Genomic DNA, 17,490 nt, shown 5'->3' with positions numbered 1-17,490 from the left:
TCATTGAAAGGACCACAGAATCAACGTGGGGATGGCGTAGGCGAACACGAAGTACGCGACGACGACGAACGCGATGGCATCGAATACGAGGGCAATGCTCGGTGTTATGCGCTCGCTGGAACGAGCGGAAAGTCCAATCGACCCGACCACGACACCTGCTATCGAGACGATGATCCCGAGGAAGCTCCCTCGAGGTTCTCCCGAACTGACGTACGGCACGAAGGAGATGGCGCAGGCGAGGACTGCGGCCAGGATGCCCGCGACACCCCAAGGATTGACTCTGACGCGCGACGTCTTGCGGCCCCCGTCACGGTCCTGTGAACTCCCCTGCGCGCTTCGCTTCGATCCATTGGTGGTCATCGGTATCCGATTGCTTGAACAGCCTGGTTGAGCACGCCAGCGTATGCGGTGGTGCCTGCCTTGTTCGGGTGGAATGACTGCATGGATAGTCCAACCTGTGTCCCGCTGATTGGAACCTTCATAGCGTAGGTATCCCCCGGCGTCAGTTGAGTAATCATTCCGTTGACGTAGTTGTTCGACGTGCAGAGATTATGCCCGTCGAAAGCCGGCATCGGGTTGGCGAATGTCGAAGCGGGAGCGCCGGGGTTTGCAGCTTGATATGCCGCTACTCCGTTCTGCATCGCTGTGGCAAGCATGTAGGCGACTTCATTGAGCCATCCGCGTTGCAGATCGTCGATGAAGACACAACTAGATCCGGATTGGAACAGCTCCGGGTATCCCATGAGGACGATCTTCGCGTTCGGAGCCTTCTTGTGGATTTCGGTCAGGATGGTCGCAACTGAGGTCGGGACCTCGTTCTGCACTCGATTCTTCGTGGCTTCCTCCGCCCCGACGGTGTCTCCCGATAGCAAGATCGGTGCAGCATTGCACGGCACAGGCGTCGTAGCAGCGACGATGCACGTCAGGAAGATGGGTCCGAACTTGATGTCGTTGCCCCCGATGGAAAGGCTGACAAGGGTGGTGTTGGCGTCGAGGAACCCGCTGTCCAACTGAGTCAGCATTCCGTTCTGTGGGTGGTCGCCCACATGTCCTGAACCATCGGTAGGTGGATTGGCCAGCCCGCGGAAGGGCAGCATGTGCTGGGTCTCAGCTCCGGCGCATGCCAGAAATTGGAAGTCCAAGGTGGGGTCGAAGCTGTCCTGCCGCTGCCCGACGCTCCGGAAAGTGCCGTCGATATCCGCCTTTCTCGGCCAAGCCTCGGTTGAGCGGTGACAGTTGTTGATGTGGTCGCTAGTGGCAGGGTCGAGGAAGCCACCGTGGTCGGTCGCTCGATAGAAATCCGAACCGTCGAGACTGGATGCGCCTTCACCGGAGGAGTAGGAGTCGCCGAGCGCGACATAGAAGTCCCTCGGTTTGGCCGCCAGAGGTTCGAAGGCGACGGCATCCCACGCGATGTCGATGGTGCCTGATGCTGCCTGGTCGTACGTCGTGTTCGACAGAGACACGGAGGGAACCCCGTTCATCTGGAAGACGCCGAGCGAGACCCATTTGTTGGCGAAGTTGCGCTGAAGCAGCGAGCGCTGCTCGGTTTGGCCACCGCCGTTGTTGATGGTGTACAGCGCCTGGTTTGTCCAGCCGGCGTGGTCTGGCATGTGTACAAGCACGCGGGTCCATTGGTTGAGGTTCTGACCAAGCGACCATGTGCCGGTGACCTTTAGCCGGTCGTTCAGGAATCCGTTCGAATTGACGTGGCTGAAGTGGAAGTGGTCGTTGAAACCGGCGCCAAGTTGATGAAGGTCCATCTTCGCGGGGACCGTGCCATCTGGTAGGACCGGAAACGAGAAGCTGAAAGAGCCGGTCGTAGCCGTCGGCGAGCAGGAGCGGGTATTCGCCGCATCGAGGATGGGAGCTGTCCCGTTGGGGACATCATCGACGACTAGTGCGTTGGCGGGGAGGCCGGCTCGACCACAGTTCGGTGGGAAGCTCCCCGCGTCCGCTTGGTAGTCCCATCCGGGATCGAATCGGATGAAGTCCTGACCACAAGTGTCGTCGCAGTCGGTCTTCCAGGTGGCGGGGCTGTGCCACCAACACTTCAAGTCGTAGTTGCCTGCCGCGTCCTTGTGGACGCAGTTGCCGGCCGGGTCGCCGTCGCCTGGGTTCACCACCTGGGTGAGATCGCAATTGTTGAGGTTGACTACGCAGAACAACGTGGTCGGTGGCTTGACGTTTCGTCGGTTGACCGTGCCGTCCTGGCCGTCGCTCGCCGGCCACCAGGCAGTCCGGAACGCTGCCACCAGGCTCGTGTCGCTTTCCGGCAGTTCGAGCGCGTGGGCAGCGAATCCGAGGACCTTTTCCGGGTAGGGCCACGCTTGCGGCGAAGCGGCGTCCTCGGGATGACCGTCGAGGAAGGACCCACGATAGTCGGGATACATCGGGTTGCGGGGGTTGTTTAGCCAGCCCAGGCCCCAAGCGCCTGATCCATCGTTTGGGTGGAACCCGGTGTTGTAGGCCCACACTGCCGCGAACCAGTTCTCGAGGTACGAGGGGTCGCCGTTGTTGATCGTGACGCCGGCAGCCCTGGTCTGGTTCCACTTCTGCGCGAGAAGCTGGGCGCCTGCCGCGATATTCGCAACATAGTCGAGGGCAATGGCTCGCTGCTTGTTCTCAGGCAGCGCGACCTCTCCGGGGCGCTCCATTCCAGCTCGACGCATCCCGTCGGTAAGCTGCATAACTCCGTACCCGCAGTCGGCCGAGCTCCAATCCACTTTCCAGAACTGGTCTTGATTGTTCGTCGTAACGTCGTTGCCGTAGTAGTTGCCGACTAGAGGGTTTCCGGTCACTCCGGGCGTGACGTATCGCGAGGCTTGCCACAGGTTCGACTCCTGAGCAGCGATGCCAAGGAGAATCTGGGCGGGGATGGTCCCTCCACCTGAAAGCGCCGGCAACGGGAACATCGATGACGGCGTGTACGCGGCCATCCCAAGGTTTTTCCAGTTGGCTGGCCGCTGTAGCGTCAGCGAACCGGTGACGAGCTGATCGACCGCCCACTCGACCTGGCGGGGCTTGGGCTGAAGGGCTTGGTTATGTGGGTCGTTGCGAGGCACAGCGCAAGCACGTTCGGTTTCGATGGGGCTCGTCCCAGATCCGGGGGTAGTTAGCGACAGACGCGCCGACGGATTCTGCCCCGGATCTGTGCCCTGGGATTGATCGGGCGTTACTGGCGCGGTGAGTGCGAGCTCTTGACCGCTGCTCAAGCTCTGGCCGGTGATCTCGAGCATCGTTTGTTGCGTTCCGTTGTCGGTCGTTAAATAGGGGCGAGGCGTGTCGACGGCCAGCCGCCCTTCCGAGGAGACGGACGAATGCGGTTTGACCGTTTTAGCTTTCAGCGACGATCGCGCTTTCGGATTCGCATTGCCGCTGACGTAGATTGAGCCGTGCGCGTCTCGCGTGACGCTGACAGCATCAGGCGCTCCGCTGGCAAGCAAAGTCGTTGCTCCTGTCGACGGGTCGAGCACGCGAGCGCTCGCGGACTTGCCGTTTGAGTCGACGTAGGCCACCCCCGAACTGACGACCGTGAGCTCTCGCGGTGTGCCGGAGGTCTTGGCGATTGCCGCCGTTGCCCCATCGGTGACCTTGAGGATGGCACCTGCAGTCGCGCCGATGATTCCCATCGACGTCGGCACTGCCGAGGTAACCTGCGTGGCTACGGTGCTGGTGGACTCAAGAGCGCCGCTTGCCGCATCGAACTAAACAACTTTGGTCCGGCCATCAGCCGAATAGGAGGTCAGGGCGACCTTGTGGTCCACGCCGCAACCTGGGTTGAAGTAGGCGAGCGTGTACCCCACGCCAAGATCGCGCACCTCACCGGTGGCGATGTTTACGGCAGCGGCGAACCCACCCTGATACATGCCCGCTTCGCTGTTGATCACGGTCCTGGGGCCGTACACCGCGACCGCGTATGCTCCGTCGGCTGTCGTGCACACGTTTCCGATCCATGAGTCTGCATCAATACCGTCACGATGCAGTGCGGCGACAGTATTCCACTGATAGCCGCTCTTAGATTCGGCAGCCAGTATCGCGTACCCGGCGGTCGTAGCCACACCGGTTACCGCTCGGTCCGAAGTCGACTCCCAGCCCTCACCGAGCTTGGATCGGCGAGCATCCTCGGGCACTGCGGTGTCGTGCTTCTCTGGTGCGGGTGCAGGGGTGTCCTGCGCCGCGCTGTCGGGTACCTTCGGCTGTGCGGCGGCTGGTAGTGATGGTGCGATTGCGAGCAACGAGATTGCGCAGAGCATGGCAACCCAATGTTGGGGTCTGAAGTGCCATTTCTTTGTCCGAGCACGTTCGCCCATTGCTCCCCCTTGTTCAGATCTGCGCCAAAACGGCACGCGGCCGCCACTTATAGGGATGTCCGGCGACGTGGCTCGGGTTCCGCGGCGTTTCGCGATGCTGGAGAAATCTTGTTCGCACGTGAAACGATCGGTACGGTTCCGGACATGTTGGTTGTATGACGAAGATCACTGATGACGAGCTCGAGGCGCGAATACGAGCTGTTGCCGGTCTGTCGCCTGCGCAGAATGCTGGCGTGGCCGCTTCACTGACACGCGTACTCGATCAGCTCAGCGACCCCGAGGTTCGCTCGGGACTGACGCCTAAGCCGGTGTGGTGGCGCCGCCGACCGTTGCTCGGAGCTACCCTCGGAATCATTTTCACTGTCGGGGTTGTCGGCGTCCCGGCGGCCGCAGCGGTGGAGTGGCTGGCGCACACGGGCATCTTCGGCGGCCAAGGCACAGAAGTCGACAAGTCGCAATGGATCGGGGTCGACGCTTCCGACGCACCTACAGCCATTAGCGGCCTCTACCCTGCCTGGATGCCGTTGCCACCCGGAACGACTCGTGCCGATGCCGAGGGCAAAGTCACATCCCTCTACAACCGAGGTGTCGACGAAGCGCGGGATGAGACGCCAGGTCACGTTCTGACGCAGGAAACGGACATCAAACGCATGTTTGAGAGTTACGGCCGATGCGCCTGGTACCGGGCATGGATCGACGCGGACCAGACCCACGATGAGGCCGCGCTCGCGCTCGCAACGAAGACCATTGACGAGGCGACCAGTTGGCCAGCGACCGTGAGCACAGACGGCGGTGGCGTCGTGGAGCACCTGCGCGAGATCGCCCGCTCCGCAGCGGAGGGCGACCGGAATGCCGTCGACTCAGCATACGGAATCGACGGTTGCGCTCCGTTCACCGGAAACCTCGACGGATGACCGTCAGCATCGGCGCCGAGCGAACGAACGACAACGCCCTTGAACCGTTCCTCCGCGAGATCGCGCCGGACCTGCTCGCTTACTTCACTCGACGCGTCTGGCCGACCGAGGACGCCGCTGATTGTCTTTCCGAGACGCTTCTGGTCCTTTGGCGGAGGCGTGAAGACCTCCCAGCCAACGAGCAAGACCATCGCGCGTGGGCATTCGGGGTCGCCAGGCGAGTCCTCGCCAACTTCCGCCGAGGGGCGATCCGACGTATCGCCTTGACCGACCGGCTACGCGAGAGTCTCAGCACCTCTGCCGTCGCGACTGGCACCGACGAGACCATCACCGACGCTCTCGCGCAGCTCAATGAGAACGACCGCGAACTGGTCACGTTGATCCTCTGGGATGGCTTCGGAGTCGCGGAGGCCGGCGCCGTGCTCGGTTTGAAACCTGCTACGGCACGGACCCGATTCGCGCGCGCGAAAGCGAGACTCCGCCAGCTGTTGGGATGACCAAGAGTCGGCCCGGGCGTGCCCGGGCCGACTCAGGTCAGCTGGTCTACTTCGTTGGCTGAGATTCGTAGAAGTATGTGCACTGGGCGAGGTCGGCCTGGATCCCAGACGAGTCCCCGTTGCGGGCAGCCTCGATCACGTTCGTGTACCAGAGGTTGTTCGGGTCGTCGTAGTCCTCCTTGAAGAACGGAAGGTTCCGGAACCGCTCCGCTGTTGTCAGTGCAGCGGCGGCGGCGGCCTGATCGCCGTTATGCAGCGCCTTGCTGTACGCGTCCTCCCACGCACACAGCCAGTAGAAGCTTGTCGTCGCACGAGGCACCCCCGGGTCGACCTTGACGTTCTTCGCGGTCATGGCCGTCGGCGCGGCAACCGGCCATGCGACGCCCTCCGGCAAGGGCTCCGGGAAGGTTGACTCGCTCTTGTCTGTAGCCTGCTGCACCGCATCCGCGGTCAGGTAGGACTGCGAGCCGACACCGTCGGTCGCGCGTGAGCTCTGGGCCAGCGCAAATCCGGAGGCGCCGGCCACTGCGCCGACGACGAGCGCGCCCGCTGCGAATGCGATGGCATACTTCCGCACGTTGGTGATCGAGATGTTTACCAATTGAGAACTCCGCTCCAGTTGATGACGTAGTAGCCGCACCACGCGCCTGTGGCTCGCGTGTTGAATGCGTACGATCCGGCGGGCAACACACCCGGAGACGACGAACTCGGAACCGTAAAGATCTGATTGTTCGTAGTCGAGAACGCCAACGTGTTGGTGATCTGCGTTCCACTGGTGTTGCGCAGTCCTAGGTTGATCGAGCCACCGCATGTCCCGGGAGACATCGACTGCATCGTGAAGTTCGCCCCGCCCCGATCGTGATAGCGGTAGGTCGGCGCTTGATAGAGCCCCTCGCGGGTGTCGTTCGTTCCGCTGATCCCCACGGATGCGGCATTCGCAGCGAGCGGTGTCAACCCGATCACCGCACCTGCGACGAGCGCTCCCGCTGCCATAGCGAGCGAGAGACGCCGCTTCTCTCTTGCTTTCCCCCGACTTATGAGTTTCATTGATTCCCCTTCTTTCGCAGTTGTGATGAAGGACCGAGGTGGTCCCCGCGAAATGGAGATGTCCGGTTCGTGACTACGGGTTCCGCATCGAAGCAGATTTCGTCGCATTGTGTTGGCGGGGAACCGACGCACCGCTGCCGGACATATCGCGTGTGAGTATCGGCATCCGCCGGCATCTAACTTCGGCCGGTATATCCGGCCACGTATCACGCGAGGTAGAGAATGCGTCTTGTCCTTTCTTTGGTCGTTGCGACTGTTCTGGCAGCCACTCCCGCTCCCACCTACACCCCCGGCGCGGCGGACGGCGGCGATTATTGCGCGGTTCGCGTCGAACCGCTTGGCTCCCCAGAGAGTCCAGCTTCGCCGGCATGCTTCAACACCCAGGACGAGGTCGATTCGTATCTCGCCGCTGTCACCTCTCCCAACAAGGGCGCCCGCGCGGCAGCCGCTTCTGTGGTCATCGGCACGATGTACAAGGATGACAATTACGGCGGCGGAAGCTACACCTTCTACGGTTCTGGGTCGTGTTCGGGCGTCACTTACGGCTTCCCGAGTCTGTCCGCTGATTGGCAGAACACGATTAGTAGCGCCAAAGCCTTCGCATCGTGTTGGGTGACTCTCTACGACGGGGCCTCGTATGGCGGTTCGCGCTACAACTGCACACCGAGTTGCGCCAGCCTGCCGTTGTTCAATGACCGGACGAAGTCGATCGTGTTCCGGCCGGCAGGAACGATCGGCTGAGTTCAGTCGGTTTTCTCCGGGGCGAGCCCGACCGCCTGGCACACGCCGGGCCGCCCCGGCACGACAGCGGCGGTACCGTCGCTCATCACGCAGACTTGGAGCTGCGACGGCACCTGCCCAGGCGCGGTTGAAGCTGCGAGAGGGTCGTGATCTTTGTTGAACACTCCTTGGCGCCACATCGTCTTGCAGAGCTCGAGTGCGTTTTCGACCCGGCCGCCGCCCGCGTCCGGGTCGTACATGGTCGCGCCGGACATGTCGAATTCGCCGTTGGCGCCGCGTTCTGCGGATGCGAAGCAGTAGACGCCGTCTTTGTTGGTGACGTGCTGGGAGGAGACGACCGCGGTGGCTGCGGTGGCGGCCCCGCCGATGACGAGGATGCCGATGCCTCCCCAGATGGCGAAGCGTCGCCGGAGCCGGTGGCGTTTCTGCTCCCCTTCGGTCCGGAGCTGCGTCATCAAAGTGTCTCGGATCGCGTCGGTGCGTGCCGTTGTCATTTCGGGCATGTCGTCGCGGTCGTATGTGGGGCTCACGAGTGCACTCCGTCCAGTTGGGCGGTGAAGTCGGGTGTCGCGCCGTGAACGGTCAGCCGTTTGCGGACTTTCTCTCTAGCGCGATGCAGTTTTGATTTCACGGTACCTACTGGAATGTCCAGCGCGGCAGCAACGGTTGCAATCGGGAGCTCTTCGATAAGGCAGAGGTCGAGGATGGACTGCTCTTGTGTGCTGAGGTGGGACATCGCGGCACGGATCGCGGTCAGCTGGGTGTCCCGGTCCAGGCGTTCGAGAACCTCATCGGCGTGGTCGGGTTCTCGTTCCGGTGTTGGAAGCGCAGCGATAAGCCGGCTGTATCGGCGGGTGGTGCGCGCCTGGTTCATGAGGACGAAGTTGGTGACGGTCAGCAGCCACGGCAGCAGCGAACCGTCGACGATCCGTACTTTGGCGCGGTTCCGCCACGCCTCCAGGAAGACCAACGCGACAACGTCTTCGGCGTCTGCGACGTTACGGACCTGGGCATAAGCCTTCCGGAAGATCCGCTTACGGTACCTGTCGAAGAGGATGGCAAAGGAACGCTCAGTACCGGAGGAGGCTTCCAGCCACAGCGCGGAGTCAGAGATCTCCCCCGTGTCGTGCAATTCCTGTCCCCCTCGCGATCGAGGTGAGACTAACACGCACGGCAGACGTCTCTGTCCACCGTCGCGGCTAGCGCCTGGCTTGTCGGCGTGTTAATAGACTGGGCGGGGCCACGCGTCTGCCTCCCCCCCAGGCAGACGCTTGGTTCCCCCTCGGGGACGTCGCGGCCGGATGAAGCCTTCTCCTGCTTGCGACGTGAGCGCGAGCATGGCCATGCCGATGTGCGCTTATTAGAGAGATGTCCGGCAATGGCTGAACGGTTCCATCATTAGGTGGTGTCGGCCTCGGCGACTGCTGATGATCTGCTTGCGCCGTTTGTTGCGGGGGACCCGGTGATCCCGTGTCGAGGTCTGGCGACCCTTTGGTCCGGTGCCGGCGCCGCTAACCGACGCCCGTTACCGCCGGCCGCCGTCCCTTTCACGCAAGTTGCGGCGCCAGCGCCAGAAGTGTGCTGCGGTGCGCTGCGGTCCGTTCTGCGACACGTTCCATCCATCTTGCGAACCCGTCCTCTCGTTCGCTCCTCATCCAGGGGGCGATGGCGTCGTACTCGTTGTCGCCGTATGGGTTCCGTCCGTCGCTGTCGAATTCGTCGACGGTGTCGGTCCAGAACCAGTGCCTTCCGGCGCCGGCGTATCCGGTTGTCGCCAACTGGGTGATGACGGTGTATCTGACGTGGGGCGCAAAGTCGGCGTCGACGCAGTGGGAGAGGAAGGTTCTGACGTCGGCGAAAACCAATGAGGGCACGGCTGGAACGCTCCAGCGCATTCCGAGCGGACGCACCGTCAGCAAGACCGCGCTGCAGCTCTTCGCTGAGTCGGCCTTCATGTTTGCCGGCAACCCACAACGAAACAGCGGCCTGGGAGCAGCCCGCTGCCTTCGCGACGTGGATGGACGTGACGCGTCTGGCGAGATGGGGAAGTGGGTCGATTTGGGACACATGAACCTTCGCGTCGATGCCTTCTAAGCGTGCCGCTATCCGTTCAGTACCGCGCAACAGGCAAAGCGTCCCGACGTCACCGCCATCGGATTCCTGGTCGGAAACGTGCTCCTACGATCCGCACCGAGCACGGTAGAGGTCTCATCGAGCGGAATCAGGCGCTCTGAGAACCGATAAACCGCCGCAAACGCGGCTAGAACAACGAAACGGCTCCGCAAAATGCGGAGCCGTTCTCTTTTGGAGCCGAACCTTAGATCAATTTCGTGATGACCTTAGATAGGCCCTCTGGCGGGCCTATCTAAGGTGCCCCACGGCCCAGTACTGGCGCGGGAGCCAATTTCGAGAATCCCCTGAACGCCGGAAAACAATCCCCTGCGAGCGTCTTCGGCAGGTCCGCCAGCCACGGCGACCACCGTCTTCAAATGTGGGAGGCTGCCGCTGAGTGCCACCGAGCATTGCGCATTCAAGGCTGACTACCGGAGGCCGAGCGGTATCGAGGGCTGCGACGCGGGCTCCACGCAGAGCAGGCGCCTGCTGAACTTCAAACGTGGCGCATATTGGCGCGGACTATCAGGGAAGCATCCGCCCGACGGCCTCCTTCATTTGCGCGCGAGCCTCACTTGCCGAAATAGCGCCCGAAACGACTTTCTGCCTGAGGCGGAAAAGTGTCGTGGTGTCGATCAGAGATAAGTGGTGATTCTCGGCGAAGGCCGTGAGATCTTCCTCTCGCCCCGCGAGAGCTAGTGGACGCTGGGCCGGATCCATCTCGCGGTACTGGTTGACGATGTACCAGAGCGAATCGGGAAGCGCATGCTCTAGAACTGCGTAGGTGGCGGAAGCGGCAGTCAGCTGCTGAAGGTCGTTCGACTTAGCCGCGCCGAAATAACCCTTCACCTCGACGAGTGCTGTCCACTCCCCATCGTTGACTCGCAGGTCTTCGCGTTTCTTCCCGCTGTGCTGGGGAAGGGAATCCGCATCTATGACGGCGAAACCGATCGCCTCAAGCGCCTCTTTCACCGCAGAGACCAGTTCATTTCCAGTGGCAGTGAGGAGGGCACGCCACGCCTCGCCCGCGGGCACTTCGCGAGCGATCTCGTGCGTGAGTTGACCTCGCCGAGCTTCCGCAGACTGTCGACGGCGCAACTCTTCCTCCTCGAACGCAGCCAGCTCACGCCGAGCCTCAAGTTCGGTCGGAGCGCCCCATTCATCGGACGTCAGCCACTCGGCGGTTTCTGGGAAGAGCTCCGGTGTTGTCTTACGCCAATGAGCGAAGGCAACTCGGGCCCACTCCCCCAGGGCATTTCGGGCAATAGCTGGTAGCCAAAAGGCAGAGTCCGTCTTTTCCTCCCCGACGGCCGTTTCAAGTAGAGCTGCCAGGACCAGCGGGCTGTTCAGCCGCTCAGTTAGTAGTGCGCGCTCAGTGCGGTCGGGGTAAACAGGCAGCGTGAAGCCCGTGTAATCCTTGCCCTCATCGGGCACGCAACTTCGGCGCACCAGTGATTCCAAGTTGTGCTCGCGCGCGTAAGGCGAGATGTCGAAGTCTCGCGCTGGCTTGTGCTGAGTACGGGACCTGGTTGAGAGACGAACCCCGCCGGAGGTTGGCGCGAAACCCGACACGTAGCCGGTTTGCTCTAGTTGGGGAGGCGATGCGAAGACGACTCGGCGGCTGAAAAGGTGGCTCGCGTCATTGAAGTCTGCCTCGGTGTGAAAGAGCACATCGTGCTCTTCAGGGTGGACATCGTAAATGCCGTCCGCCTGACAGACGCTTCCAGCAAGGGGTCGTATTGCATCAATTTCTTCCGGGGTCAGCCCCACCGCGAGAACCCGCGGACGCGCCGCACCTGTGTATTCGTTCACGCCGTCGATTCTGGCATCCAGTTACAGCGTCCGGCCCGGGGTGGCGTCCCTTACTCAGACGCTTATGGAATGGACATGTGCACCCCTGTGCCCAAACGCAACCACCATGACGATCCAACCAAACGCCATAGACCGTATACCCACCCCGAGTTAATGCGTGTTCTGGGTAAAACCTTTTACGACGGGGCCCACACTCCACTCCCCAAGGGGTGGGGCGTTGGACGGCCGACTCTTGACCCGCCGTAAGCACAGCGGGGAGCTCATTCGCCCGCATCACGTGTCTGACGCGTCGATACGATCAAGGAGTGATCGACTTCGATGTGACGCATCGCCCGACGAGGGTGCGCGACTGGCTTGCCCTTCTGGAGGCGGTCCTCGGTGCATCTCCAAGCGACGAGGCCGGGTGGGTGGAATGGAAGTCCGCTTACGCCTGGGACAACCGCGCGCACCTGGGCGCGCTGTCACGGGCGATCATCGCGTTGGCGAATCGCGACCCGGGCGAGGGCGGGGAGTACTTCGGCGGCCACGGGGTGATCATCGTGGGCCTCGAGGCGGGGAAACTTCACGGCGTGGAGGTTGTCGATTCGGCTGTCCTTGAAGAGAAGCTCGATGCGTTCCTTGGCGGACGTGAAGGTCCCCGCTGGGAGCAACGGTGGTTGCATTTTCGCGATCACGATGTGCTCGTTGTCGAGGTTCAGCCTGCGAGGCGCGGTGACCCTCCGTACTGTCTGACGACAAGCGTGAACGACTTCAAGGCCGGTCAAGTGTTTGTCCGAAACGGGGCCAAGTCAGTCCCCGCCACGTTGTCTGACCTTCGCCGGCTCGCTGATAGGTACCACGTTGCGGAAAAGGAGCCGACGCTGCAGATCGCGGTCCGAGTGGAAGATCAAGACCCGATGTCCACGATCCATGTGGATCCCGTCGCGATAGACCGCTTCATCGAGTCCGAACGCGAAGACCTTTTGCGCAGCCTGCCGAAAGCGCAAGGCTTGAAATCCCCTGGCTCTATGCCGGATTCGCAGGGGTTCTCGAGTTTCGGTGCCTCGATCCTTAACTTGAAACCGGAAACGCGAACGGAAACGGCGTACCGGGCGGAGGTCGAGGATTATCTAGTGGAAGTTCGCGCGGCGCTGCCTGATGCCCTCTTGCAGGCAACAGCATGGCTGCTGCCTGCGCCGTTTTTCGTTGTCGACAATCTCAGCTCGCGAAACCTCAAGGATGTGCATCTGACGTTGTCCGTTTCCGGAGAAGCCCACGCTGTGGAGTTCAGTGAGCGGGAGGAGACGCTCGCGGACCTCTTACCATCGCGGCCGCGATCCTTCGGGTCGCATAGCGTGGTTTCGCAGTTCGGGATGTCGGCTGCCGCGGCCGCCGGATGGATGCCGACCCTGTCGCCGGTGACTGCGTTCGGACGCCGCGAGATCATCAACGGCGGCAGTTTCACACTCAAACTCGAGGAGTTCGACCTGCGGCCAAATCAACGTGACCTGGTCGTTGAATGTGAAACGGTGTTTCTCATTCCCGCTTCACGATCTGGCTTAGTGGATGTGAGCTGGATCGCGACCTCCTCGAATGTGGACGCTGTCACCGAAGGGACCATCCAAATGGACTTCTCCGCTGAGCCGGTCGAGCTTGTGGAGGCCGCGCTGCGATCAAAAAGATGACGGCAGACGGGCTATGTAGGTCGTGCGACTGCCTTGAGACTCGGTCGGATGAGTATCCGAACGTGAGAGACGGTCTCGTCGCGGTTGGGAATCGGCACGGAGTCGCTGCACCAGTGGGTGCGTCGGGCGAAGGCGGATGCCGATCACCGGGCCGGGGTGACCTCGTCCGAGTCCGAGCGGATCCGCCGGCTCGAGCGGGAGAACCGTGTTCTGGGCGCAGCTACCAGTTTGGCGGTGGCGCATATGAGGCCCTCCCGTGCGGCTCACCCGTAGATTGACAGCTATGGGGTTCGACACGTATGTGCAAATCGGCGACCGGATAGCCGCGGACTGGCGGAAGCAGACCGGGCAGCTTCCTCGCCTTCTATTCTCACGCGATGAGCTGGTGGTGGAACCCGGTTCGAATCGAAAGCAAGTGACCACCGTTGAGTTTCAAAGCACCGCTGCAACAGTTCTCGAGACTCTTGACGCGAACGGCTTCGGCTGGGCTGCGTGCGTTGCAGCCTACGGCAACATCCGCTCGGGCATCGTTGCCGAGGCGATGTTTCGCGGTTTGTACTGGGCGAAGCTGGAGGCGGATGGCCTAGACGACATCGAATCCACGAAGCAGACCGAATCTATCGTCGCTGCTGCGCGATCAGCAGGGCCATCGAAAGACCTTGAGGAGCTGGGCCAATTGCTCGCGGCGCAATGGTTGGACCCCGAACTGGAAGAGGTCTTGCTTTTCGAGGAGCTTCTTATGGACGAGCCATTGGAAGTCTCGACGACGTTGATGTTCAAGGCCAAAGACGCAGCGGAGGCCATGCACAAGCCTCTACTGCCAACTTTGCGTGCAGTCGAATCAATTGTCTTCCTGTTCGGAGAAGCGCGACTAGTTGCGTGGCCGCTCCTGATCTGTATATTGGCCAAGCATCTGCCTCCCGAAACGCCTATCACTTACGTCCTCACAGAAGGCATTCGCGAGTTCGGAATCGGCGACCGAGCGTCGGCGAATGAGTTCGTCGATTCCTATTGGACGAAGACCGGGGCTAGCATGGCCGACTATGCCGAGAATCTCGGCTTGCTCTTTGGTGCTCTCGCCCAGTTCCAGAAGGGACTCGGGGGCCAGTTCTGGATCGGTCGAGCGATCAGCGCACTCGCCAGGGTCGACGAGCTAAATGCTGACCGCGCCAAGTCCACCAACAAGGCTCGCGGGGACGCACTTGAGGCACTGGTCGACGCTATCGTGCGCGCTGAAGGACCAGAACTTGTACTCCTGGAAAGGAACTTCCGGACCACCGAGGAGGAGATCGACCTCATCCTCACGAACGGACTCCTTCATCCATTCTGGGCAGCACAGCACAGCCCGATCGTCTTAGTCGAATGTAAGAACTGGGCCGAGCGGGTGGGCATCGACGCACTCCGCGTGTTCGAGTCGAAACTTGAGGACCGTGCGGGGTTGGCTCGGGTAGGAATCTTCGTGTCGATGTCGGGGTTCACCAAGCCCTTCAAAGATCGACTCAAGTCCGTCCAGTCCAAGTCGGTTGGCGTCATCTTCGCGGTCACGGGAGACGATCTACGCGCGCTCGTCTCGAGACGTCAACGGCTTACTGAATGGTTGCGCGGAGAGGGCGCGTTGAGGGCGTTCGGGCAGTAAGGGCGGAGGTGCCCGTTGCGACGCAAGCCGGCCCCGTCAAGCCTACTTGGCTCTGCGACGGGCCGGGGTTGAGACCTTGCATTTGGGCAACCTGACGAGTGCCGAAGAGTCGGATCCGTTACCGCAGTTCGCCGAACCAACCGCCGACTCACCTAAACAACTAATCCCAGCGTGTAGGCCAACCGGCGAGGTCACAGCAACAATCGCCCTCGCGATCGCATCAATATCGTTCATCCGCAACGATGATGCTCGATATCTACGCCAACTTCTCCCCCGATGGCGTGGACGACGTTTTGGTTGCCCGACCTACGCCACAGCGAAGTTGTTTGTGAGGTTTCCGTCACGGCTGCCGATTTAGAGAGACCGAGTTGCAGGTGACGATCGGAATCCGCGACCAGTTCGAGCGGGTTCCTGCTGACAGTACACACGCTTGGATTCGCGTCGGTTGCGCTCTCGAAGCAATATCACGGCACGTCCGACCGTTCGGAAGCGTTGCTCAATTTAGCGGTACGAAGAAATACCATGATCACTTCTCTCACCCAAGAGAGCTGACTTGTCCCACGCCAGAACATGTCGGCGACTGTTGAGTCAGTTTGCCCGAAGGTTGAGCAGGGTCTTGACCTGTTCGAGGGCGAGGTTGTGCAGGCTGACCCTGCCGTTCGCGTTCCACGCTGCATCGTCCCGGTGAAGCTTGCGCAGCGCGGGCAAGACCTTGATCCAGATATCGTCGATCATCTTCGGCCCGAGCGCTGCGGAGTCCAAGGCAAGGTTCTCGTAGTGGGTGGTTCGGAAGGGCTGGAACCCTCCGTCGGTGTGCAGCTCGACCTCGAAGAGTGCGTCGGGCGCTGTAGAGGTGATGCCTGTCTTCGCCGGTCCGAATGCAGCCTTGCCGAGCGCGATCAGGGCTGCGAGTTCGATCCGGTCGATTGTCGCCTCTTTGGAGAATTTGGCGTTGCGGAACTGCCGATCCTGTGACGAGAGCTCATGGATCGCGTTGATGACGAGCGCTTTGCCCAGGGTCGCTGAGGTCTGGAAACGGTAGAACAACCAGAGGAAGAAGTCCTCGCTGAGTTCGTGCCCGTGGGTTTCCACGCGCAACTGCACCCGATCATCAACCGATTTCGCTAGCGCTCTCAATGCGGCGACCGCCATGCGGAATTGGGTCTTCTCCCGGGCTGTAGCCAACCCTGTGCAGATCCCCGGACGCTCCTCGTAGAGAAGCAGGTCGGCGGCCTGGAGGATGCTGATGTCGTTCCAGCTGGCGTTCGTCCCAAATCGACGCCGCGCCGTCGAGTCTGCCGTCTCCCAGTAGTAGCGCAGACGAAGCCGTCGAGGCAGTCCGTCGTCAGCTTCCAAGATGAGCGGGTCATGAACGGTGAATTTGACAACCGGGGGAAGCCCGACCGCCGCCGGCTCATCAAGGCTGCTACCCCAACCTGGTTTGTCCTTCGCGGAGCTCGAAACGTACTTATCTCGGTTCGCCTGTGCGACGAGGTCCTCGAGCGTACCCCGGTACTCCAGACGAAACGGCCGCGTCGCGATCTGGCCGCTGGTCACAACCCCCACATTAGCTCCTAACGTCTAACCCATTAATGCCACTAGTCATAGCAGCTTGCCGAGGATGAAAGCGATTCGGCGGATCCCGTAACGTCAACGCGAACTGGACGGTATCGCGTCCGTTGACGATGCCGACCGGCTGGAACGACCCGATCATCCTCGCCTGCTTCCAACCATGCCGCGCCTTCGTCAGCGGCAGTTGGATGGCGGGGGCACCGTTGATGCTGATCACTTTCGCTGCGCCCGGCCGCTGCTCCTTGACGTTGACGATCCCGGGCGGCCCGAACTCGACACAGGCCACCCAGCCGTGCTTGACCATCCTCCGCATGTTGATCAGGCCGGCGAGGGAACGGTATTCAGCGACCAGGTCGACTTTGAACGCAATCTCCGGTCCGTTGAACAGCGGGTTGGGCTTCGTCAGGTCGACAAACGCCCAACCTTCGGAGAAATCATTGCCTTCAATCTGCCAGCTCAAGACCAGGGATGGCCTGCCGAACAGCAGCGACGGAAGGAACACCGCTGCGACGAAGGACAGCACCACACCGATGACCCACGCGAGGAGATCCGCACCGGGGATGAGGGAGGTGAGCCAGAGACCTGCAGCGAAGACAAGAATCTCCACGAGCAGGTTCGCAGCATCAAGTGCTTTTGCGACCCACTCCTCCTTAGTTCTCAGCAAGGATCGCCTTCCCGAGAATCTGGGTGAATGCCCGCACGCGCTCGGCTTCCTCTGCCCCGAGAACACGCACCTGCCCGTTCTGAGCGAGCCGGAACGCGCCAATGTCTCGGCTCACAATAGTGACGGCGAGAATCAGATAGTCGGAAGGATCCTCGGCGAGAAACTCTTCCGCTTGGTCCGCACCGGCGTTCACGGCGTGCAGCAGGTCGGCGGTGAACTGCTCGGTCTCTTCGTCTTCCTCTGCGGATGGCCGAAAGGCGTCAGCGACGGTGGCGTCGGTGGCGTGGAATCCGCTACCGACTAGCGCGGTGGCAAGGACGACGAGGTCGTGACTTCCCCAATGCGGGACGTGTCCGCCGTCGGCGGTGACGTCCGTGTAAGAGGCGCCTTCTGAGATGGGGACGGCTTCCAGGTGCGCACCGTCCTCGTCCCGCCGCTCGACAACCTGCAAAAGGGACATGCCTGAATTATGTGCCACGCGACCGACTTCGGTCAGTAATGCGATGCACGGAGACGCA

At 61.6% G+C, this 17,490-nt stretch carries 17 protein-coding genes; 6 read left to right on the top strand and 11 right to left on the bottom strand.

Translation table 11 applies throughout. The features are described 5' to 3' along the window. The 3 genes from FHX33_RS13820 to FHX33_RS13810 form a co-directional block, all read right to left on the bottom strand. Entirely contained in the window at nt 1–360 is a 360-nt protein-coding gene (locus tag FHX33_RS13820) for a hypothetical protein (protein ID WP_021765460.1), read from the bottom strand. Then, a complete protein-coding gene (locus FHX33_RS22175; protein WP_081704123.1) occupies nt 357–3,644 on the bottom strand; it encodes an SGNH/GDSL hydrolase family protein in 3,288 nt (1,095 codons plus the stop codon). Before FHX33_RS22175 ends, FHX33_RS13820 begins: the two co-directional genes overlap by 4 nt. Nucleotides 3,645–3,707: 63 nt before the next feature. Continuing rightward, on the bottom strand, nt 3,708–4,313 hold the full coding sequence (locus tag FHX33_RS13810; RefSeq protein ID WP_155829178.1) for a hypothetical protein: 606 nt from the start codon (nt 4,311–4,313) through the stop codon (nt 3,708–3,710). A 155-nt stretch (nt 4,314–4,468) separates the two neighbouring features. On the opposite strand from FHX33_RS13810, the gene FHX33_RS13805 reads away from it, so the two are divergent. Further along, the gene (locus FHX33_RS13805) at nt 4,469–5,227 is read left to right on the top strand and encodes a hypothetical protein (RefSeq protein WP_155829175.1); all 759 of its coding nucleotides are present in this window, start codon (nt 4,469–4,471) and stop codon (nt 5,225–5,227) included. Further along, on the top strand, nt 5,224–5,724 hold the full coding sequence (locus FHX33_RS13800; RefSeq protein WP_021765455.1) for an RNA polymerase sigma factor: 501 nt from the start codon (nt 5,224–5,226) through the stop codon (nt 5,722–5,724). Before FHX33_RS13805 ends, FHX33_RS13800 begins: the two co-directional genes overlap by 4 nt. A 46-nt stretch (nt 5,725–5,770) precedes the next feature. Here FHX33_RS13800 and FHX33_RS13795 read toward each other — a convergent pair whose 3' ends face one another. Both FHX33_RS13795 and FHX33_RS13790 read right to left on the bottom strand, forming a co-directional pair. Beyond that, complete coding sequence (locus FHX33_RS13795; protein ID WP_021765454.1) at nt 5,771–6,325, bottom strand: hypothetical protein; 555 nt, start codon at nt 6,323–6,325, stop codon at nt 5,771–5,773. Then, the gene (locus tag FHX33_RS13790; RefSeq protein WP_155829173.1) at nt 6,319–6,717 is read right to left on the bottom strand and encodes a hypothetical protein; all 399 of its coding nucleotides are present in this window, start codon (nt 6,715–6,717) and stop codon (nt 6,319–6,321) included. The genes FHX33_RS13795 and FHX33_RS13790 overlap by 7 nt, the downstream gene beginning before the upstream one ends. Nucleotides 6,718–6,993: 276 nt before the next feature. On the opposite strand from FHX33_RS13790, the gene FHX33_RS13785 reads away from it, so the two are divergent. After that, nucleotides 6,994–7,512, top strand: coding sequence for a peptidase inhibitor family I36 protein (locus tag FHX33_RS13785; RefSeq protein ID WP_155829171.1), 519 nt, complete (start codon nt 6,994–6,996; stop codon nt 7,510–7,512). Between the two features lie 2 nt (nt 7,513–7,514). Here the strand turns inward: FHX33_RS13785 and FHX33_RS13780 are convergent, their stop codons facing one another. Together FHX33_RS13780 and FHX33_RS13775 are read right to left on the bottom strand one after the other, a co-directional pair. Then, nucleotides 7,515–8,042: a hypothetical protein gene (locus FHX33_RS13780; RefSeq protein WP_039924129.1), complete on the bottom strand. Its 528-nt coding sequence runs from the start codon at nt 8,040–8,042 to the stop codon at nt 7,515–7,517. After that, complete coding sequence (locus FHX33_RS13775; RefSeq protein WP_021765452.1) at nt 8,039–8,644, bottom strand: RNA polymerase sigma factor; 606 nt, start codon at nt 8,642–8,644, stop codon at nt 8,039–8,041. The genes FHX33_RS13780 and FHX33_RS13775 overlap by 4 nt, the downstream gene beginning before the upstream one ends. Nucleotides 8,645–9,177: 533 nt before the next feature. On the opposite strand from FHX33_RS13775, the gene FHX33_RS13770 reads away from it, so the two are divergent. After that, nucleotides 9,178–9,606, top strand: coding sequence for a hypothetical protein (locus FHX33_RS13770; protein ID WP_021765451.1), 429 nt, complete (start codon nt 9,178–9,180; stop codon nt 9,604–9,606). Between the two features lie 543 nt (nt 9,607–10,149). Here the strand turns inward: FHX33_RS13770 and FHX33_RS13765 are convergent. Beyond that, nucleotides 10,150–11,436, bottom strand: coding sequence for a hypothetical protein (locus FHX33_RS13765; RefSeq protein WP_155829166.1), 1,287 nt, complete (start codon nt 11,434–11,436; stop codon nt 10,150–10,152). A 305-nt stretch (nt 11,437–11,741) separates the two neighbouring features. On the opposite strand from FHX33_RS13765, the gene FHX33_RS13760 reads away from it, so the two are divergent. Next, the gene (locus FHX33_RS13760) at nt 11,742–13,100 is read left to right on the top strand and encodes an AlbA family DNA-binding domain-containing protein (protein ID WP_021765449.1); all 1,359 of its coding nucleotides are present in this window, start codon (nt 11,742–11,744) and stop codon (nt 13,098–13,100) included. A 283-nt stretch (nt 13,101–13,383) separates the two neighbouring features. Further along, nucleotides 13,384–14,736, top strand: coding sequence for a restriction endonuclease (locus tag FHX33_RS13755; RefSeq protein WP_021765447.1), 1,353 nt, complete (start codon nt 13,384–13,386; stop codon nt 14,734–14,736). A 588-nt stretch (nt 14,737–15,324) separates the two neighbouring features. Here FHX33_RS13755 and FHX33_RS13750 read toward each other — a convergent pair. Genes FHX33_RS13750 through FHX33_RS13740 form a run of 3 tightly spaced genes read right to left on the bottom strand, consistent with a single transcriptional unit; the run spans nt 15,325 to nt 17,432 of the window. Further along, on the bottom strand, nt 15,325–16,293 hold the full coding sequence (locus FHX33_RS13750) for a hypothetical protein (RefSeq protein ID WP_021765446.1): 969 nt from the start codon (nt 16,291–16,293) through the stop codon (nt 15,325–15,327). 10 nt (nt 16,294–16,303) lie between these two features. Continuing rightward, complete coding sequence (locus tag FHX33_RS13745) at nt 16,304–16,915, bottom strand: hypothetical protein (RefSeq protein WP_021765445.1); 612 nt, start codon at nt 16,913–16,915, stop codon at nt 16,304–16,306. A 43-nt stretch (nt 16,916–16,958) separates the two neighbouring features. Then, nucleotides 16,959–17,432, bottom strand: a complete 474-nt coding sequence (locus tag FHX33_RS13740) for a hypothetical protein (protein ID WP_021765444.1) — start codon at nt 17,430–17,432, stop codon at nt 16,959–16,961. Nucleotides 17,433–17,490 lie beyond the last annotated feature (58 nt).

The organism is Leifsonia aquatica, from assembly GCF_014190775.1.
Taxonomy (GTDB): Bacteria; Actinomycetota; Actinomycetes; order Actinomycetales; family Microbacteriaceae; genus Leifsonia; species Leifsonia aquatica.
The sequence above is the reverse complement of the archived record's forward strand: the minus strand, read 5'-3'. Positions and strand labels throughout refer to the sequence as shown.

Bases quoted from the DNA above. Each gene is read 5' to 3' on its own strand.
- FHX33_RS13740 (WP_021765444.1), bottom strand. From the start codon at position 17,432: ATGTCCCTTTTGCAGGTTGTCGAGCGGCGGGACGAGGACGGTGCGCAC.
- FHX33_RS13820 (WP_021765460.1), bottom strand. From the start codon at position 360: ATGACCACCAATGGATCGAAGCGAAGCGCGCAGGGGAGTTCACAGGAC.
- FHX33_RS13810 (WP_155829178.1), bottom strand. From the start codon at position 4,313: ATGGGCGAACGTGCTCGGACAAAGAAATGGCACTTCAGACCCCAACAT.
- FHX33_RS13770 (WP_021765451.1), top strand. From the start codon at position 9,178: ATGGCGTCGTACTCGTTGTCGCCGTATGGGTTCCGTCCGTCGCTGTCG.
- FHX33_RS13755 (WP_021765447.1), top strand. From the start codon at position 13,384: ATGGGGTTCGACACGTATGTGCAAATCGGCGACCGGATAGCCGCGGAC.
- FHX33_RS13805 (WP_155829175.1), top strand. From the start codon at position 4,469: ATGACGAAGATCACTGATGACGAGCTCGAGGCGCGAATACGAGCTGTT.
- FHX33_RS13785 (WP_155829171.1), top strand. From the start codon at position 6,994: ATGCGTCTTGTCCTTTCTTTGGTCGTTGCGACTGTTCTGGCAGCCACT.
- FHX33_RS13800 (WP_021765455.1), top strand. From the start codon at position 5,224: ATGACCGTCAGCATCGGCGCCGAGCGAACGAACGACAACGCCCTTGAA.
- FHX33_RS13790 (WP_155829173.1), bottom strand. From the start codon at position 6,717: ATGGCAGCGGGAGCGCTCGTCGCAGGTGCGGTGATCGGGTTGACACCG.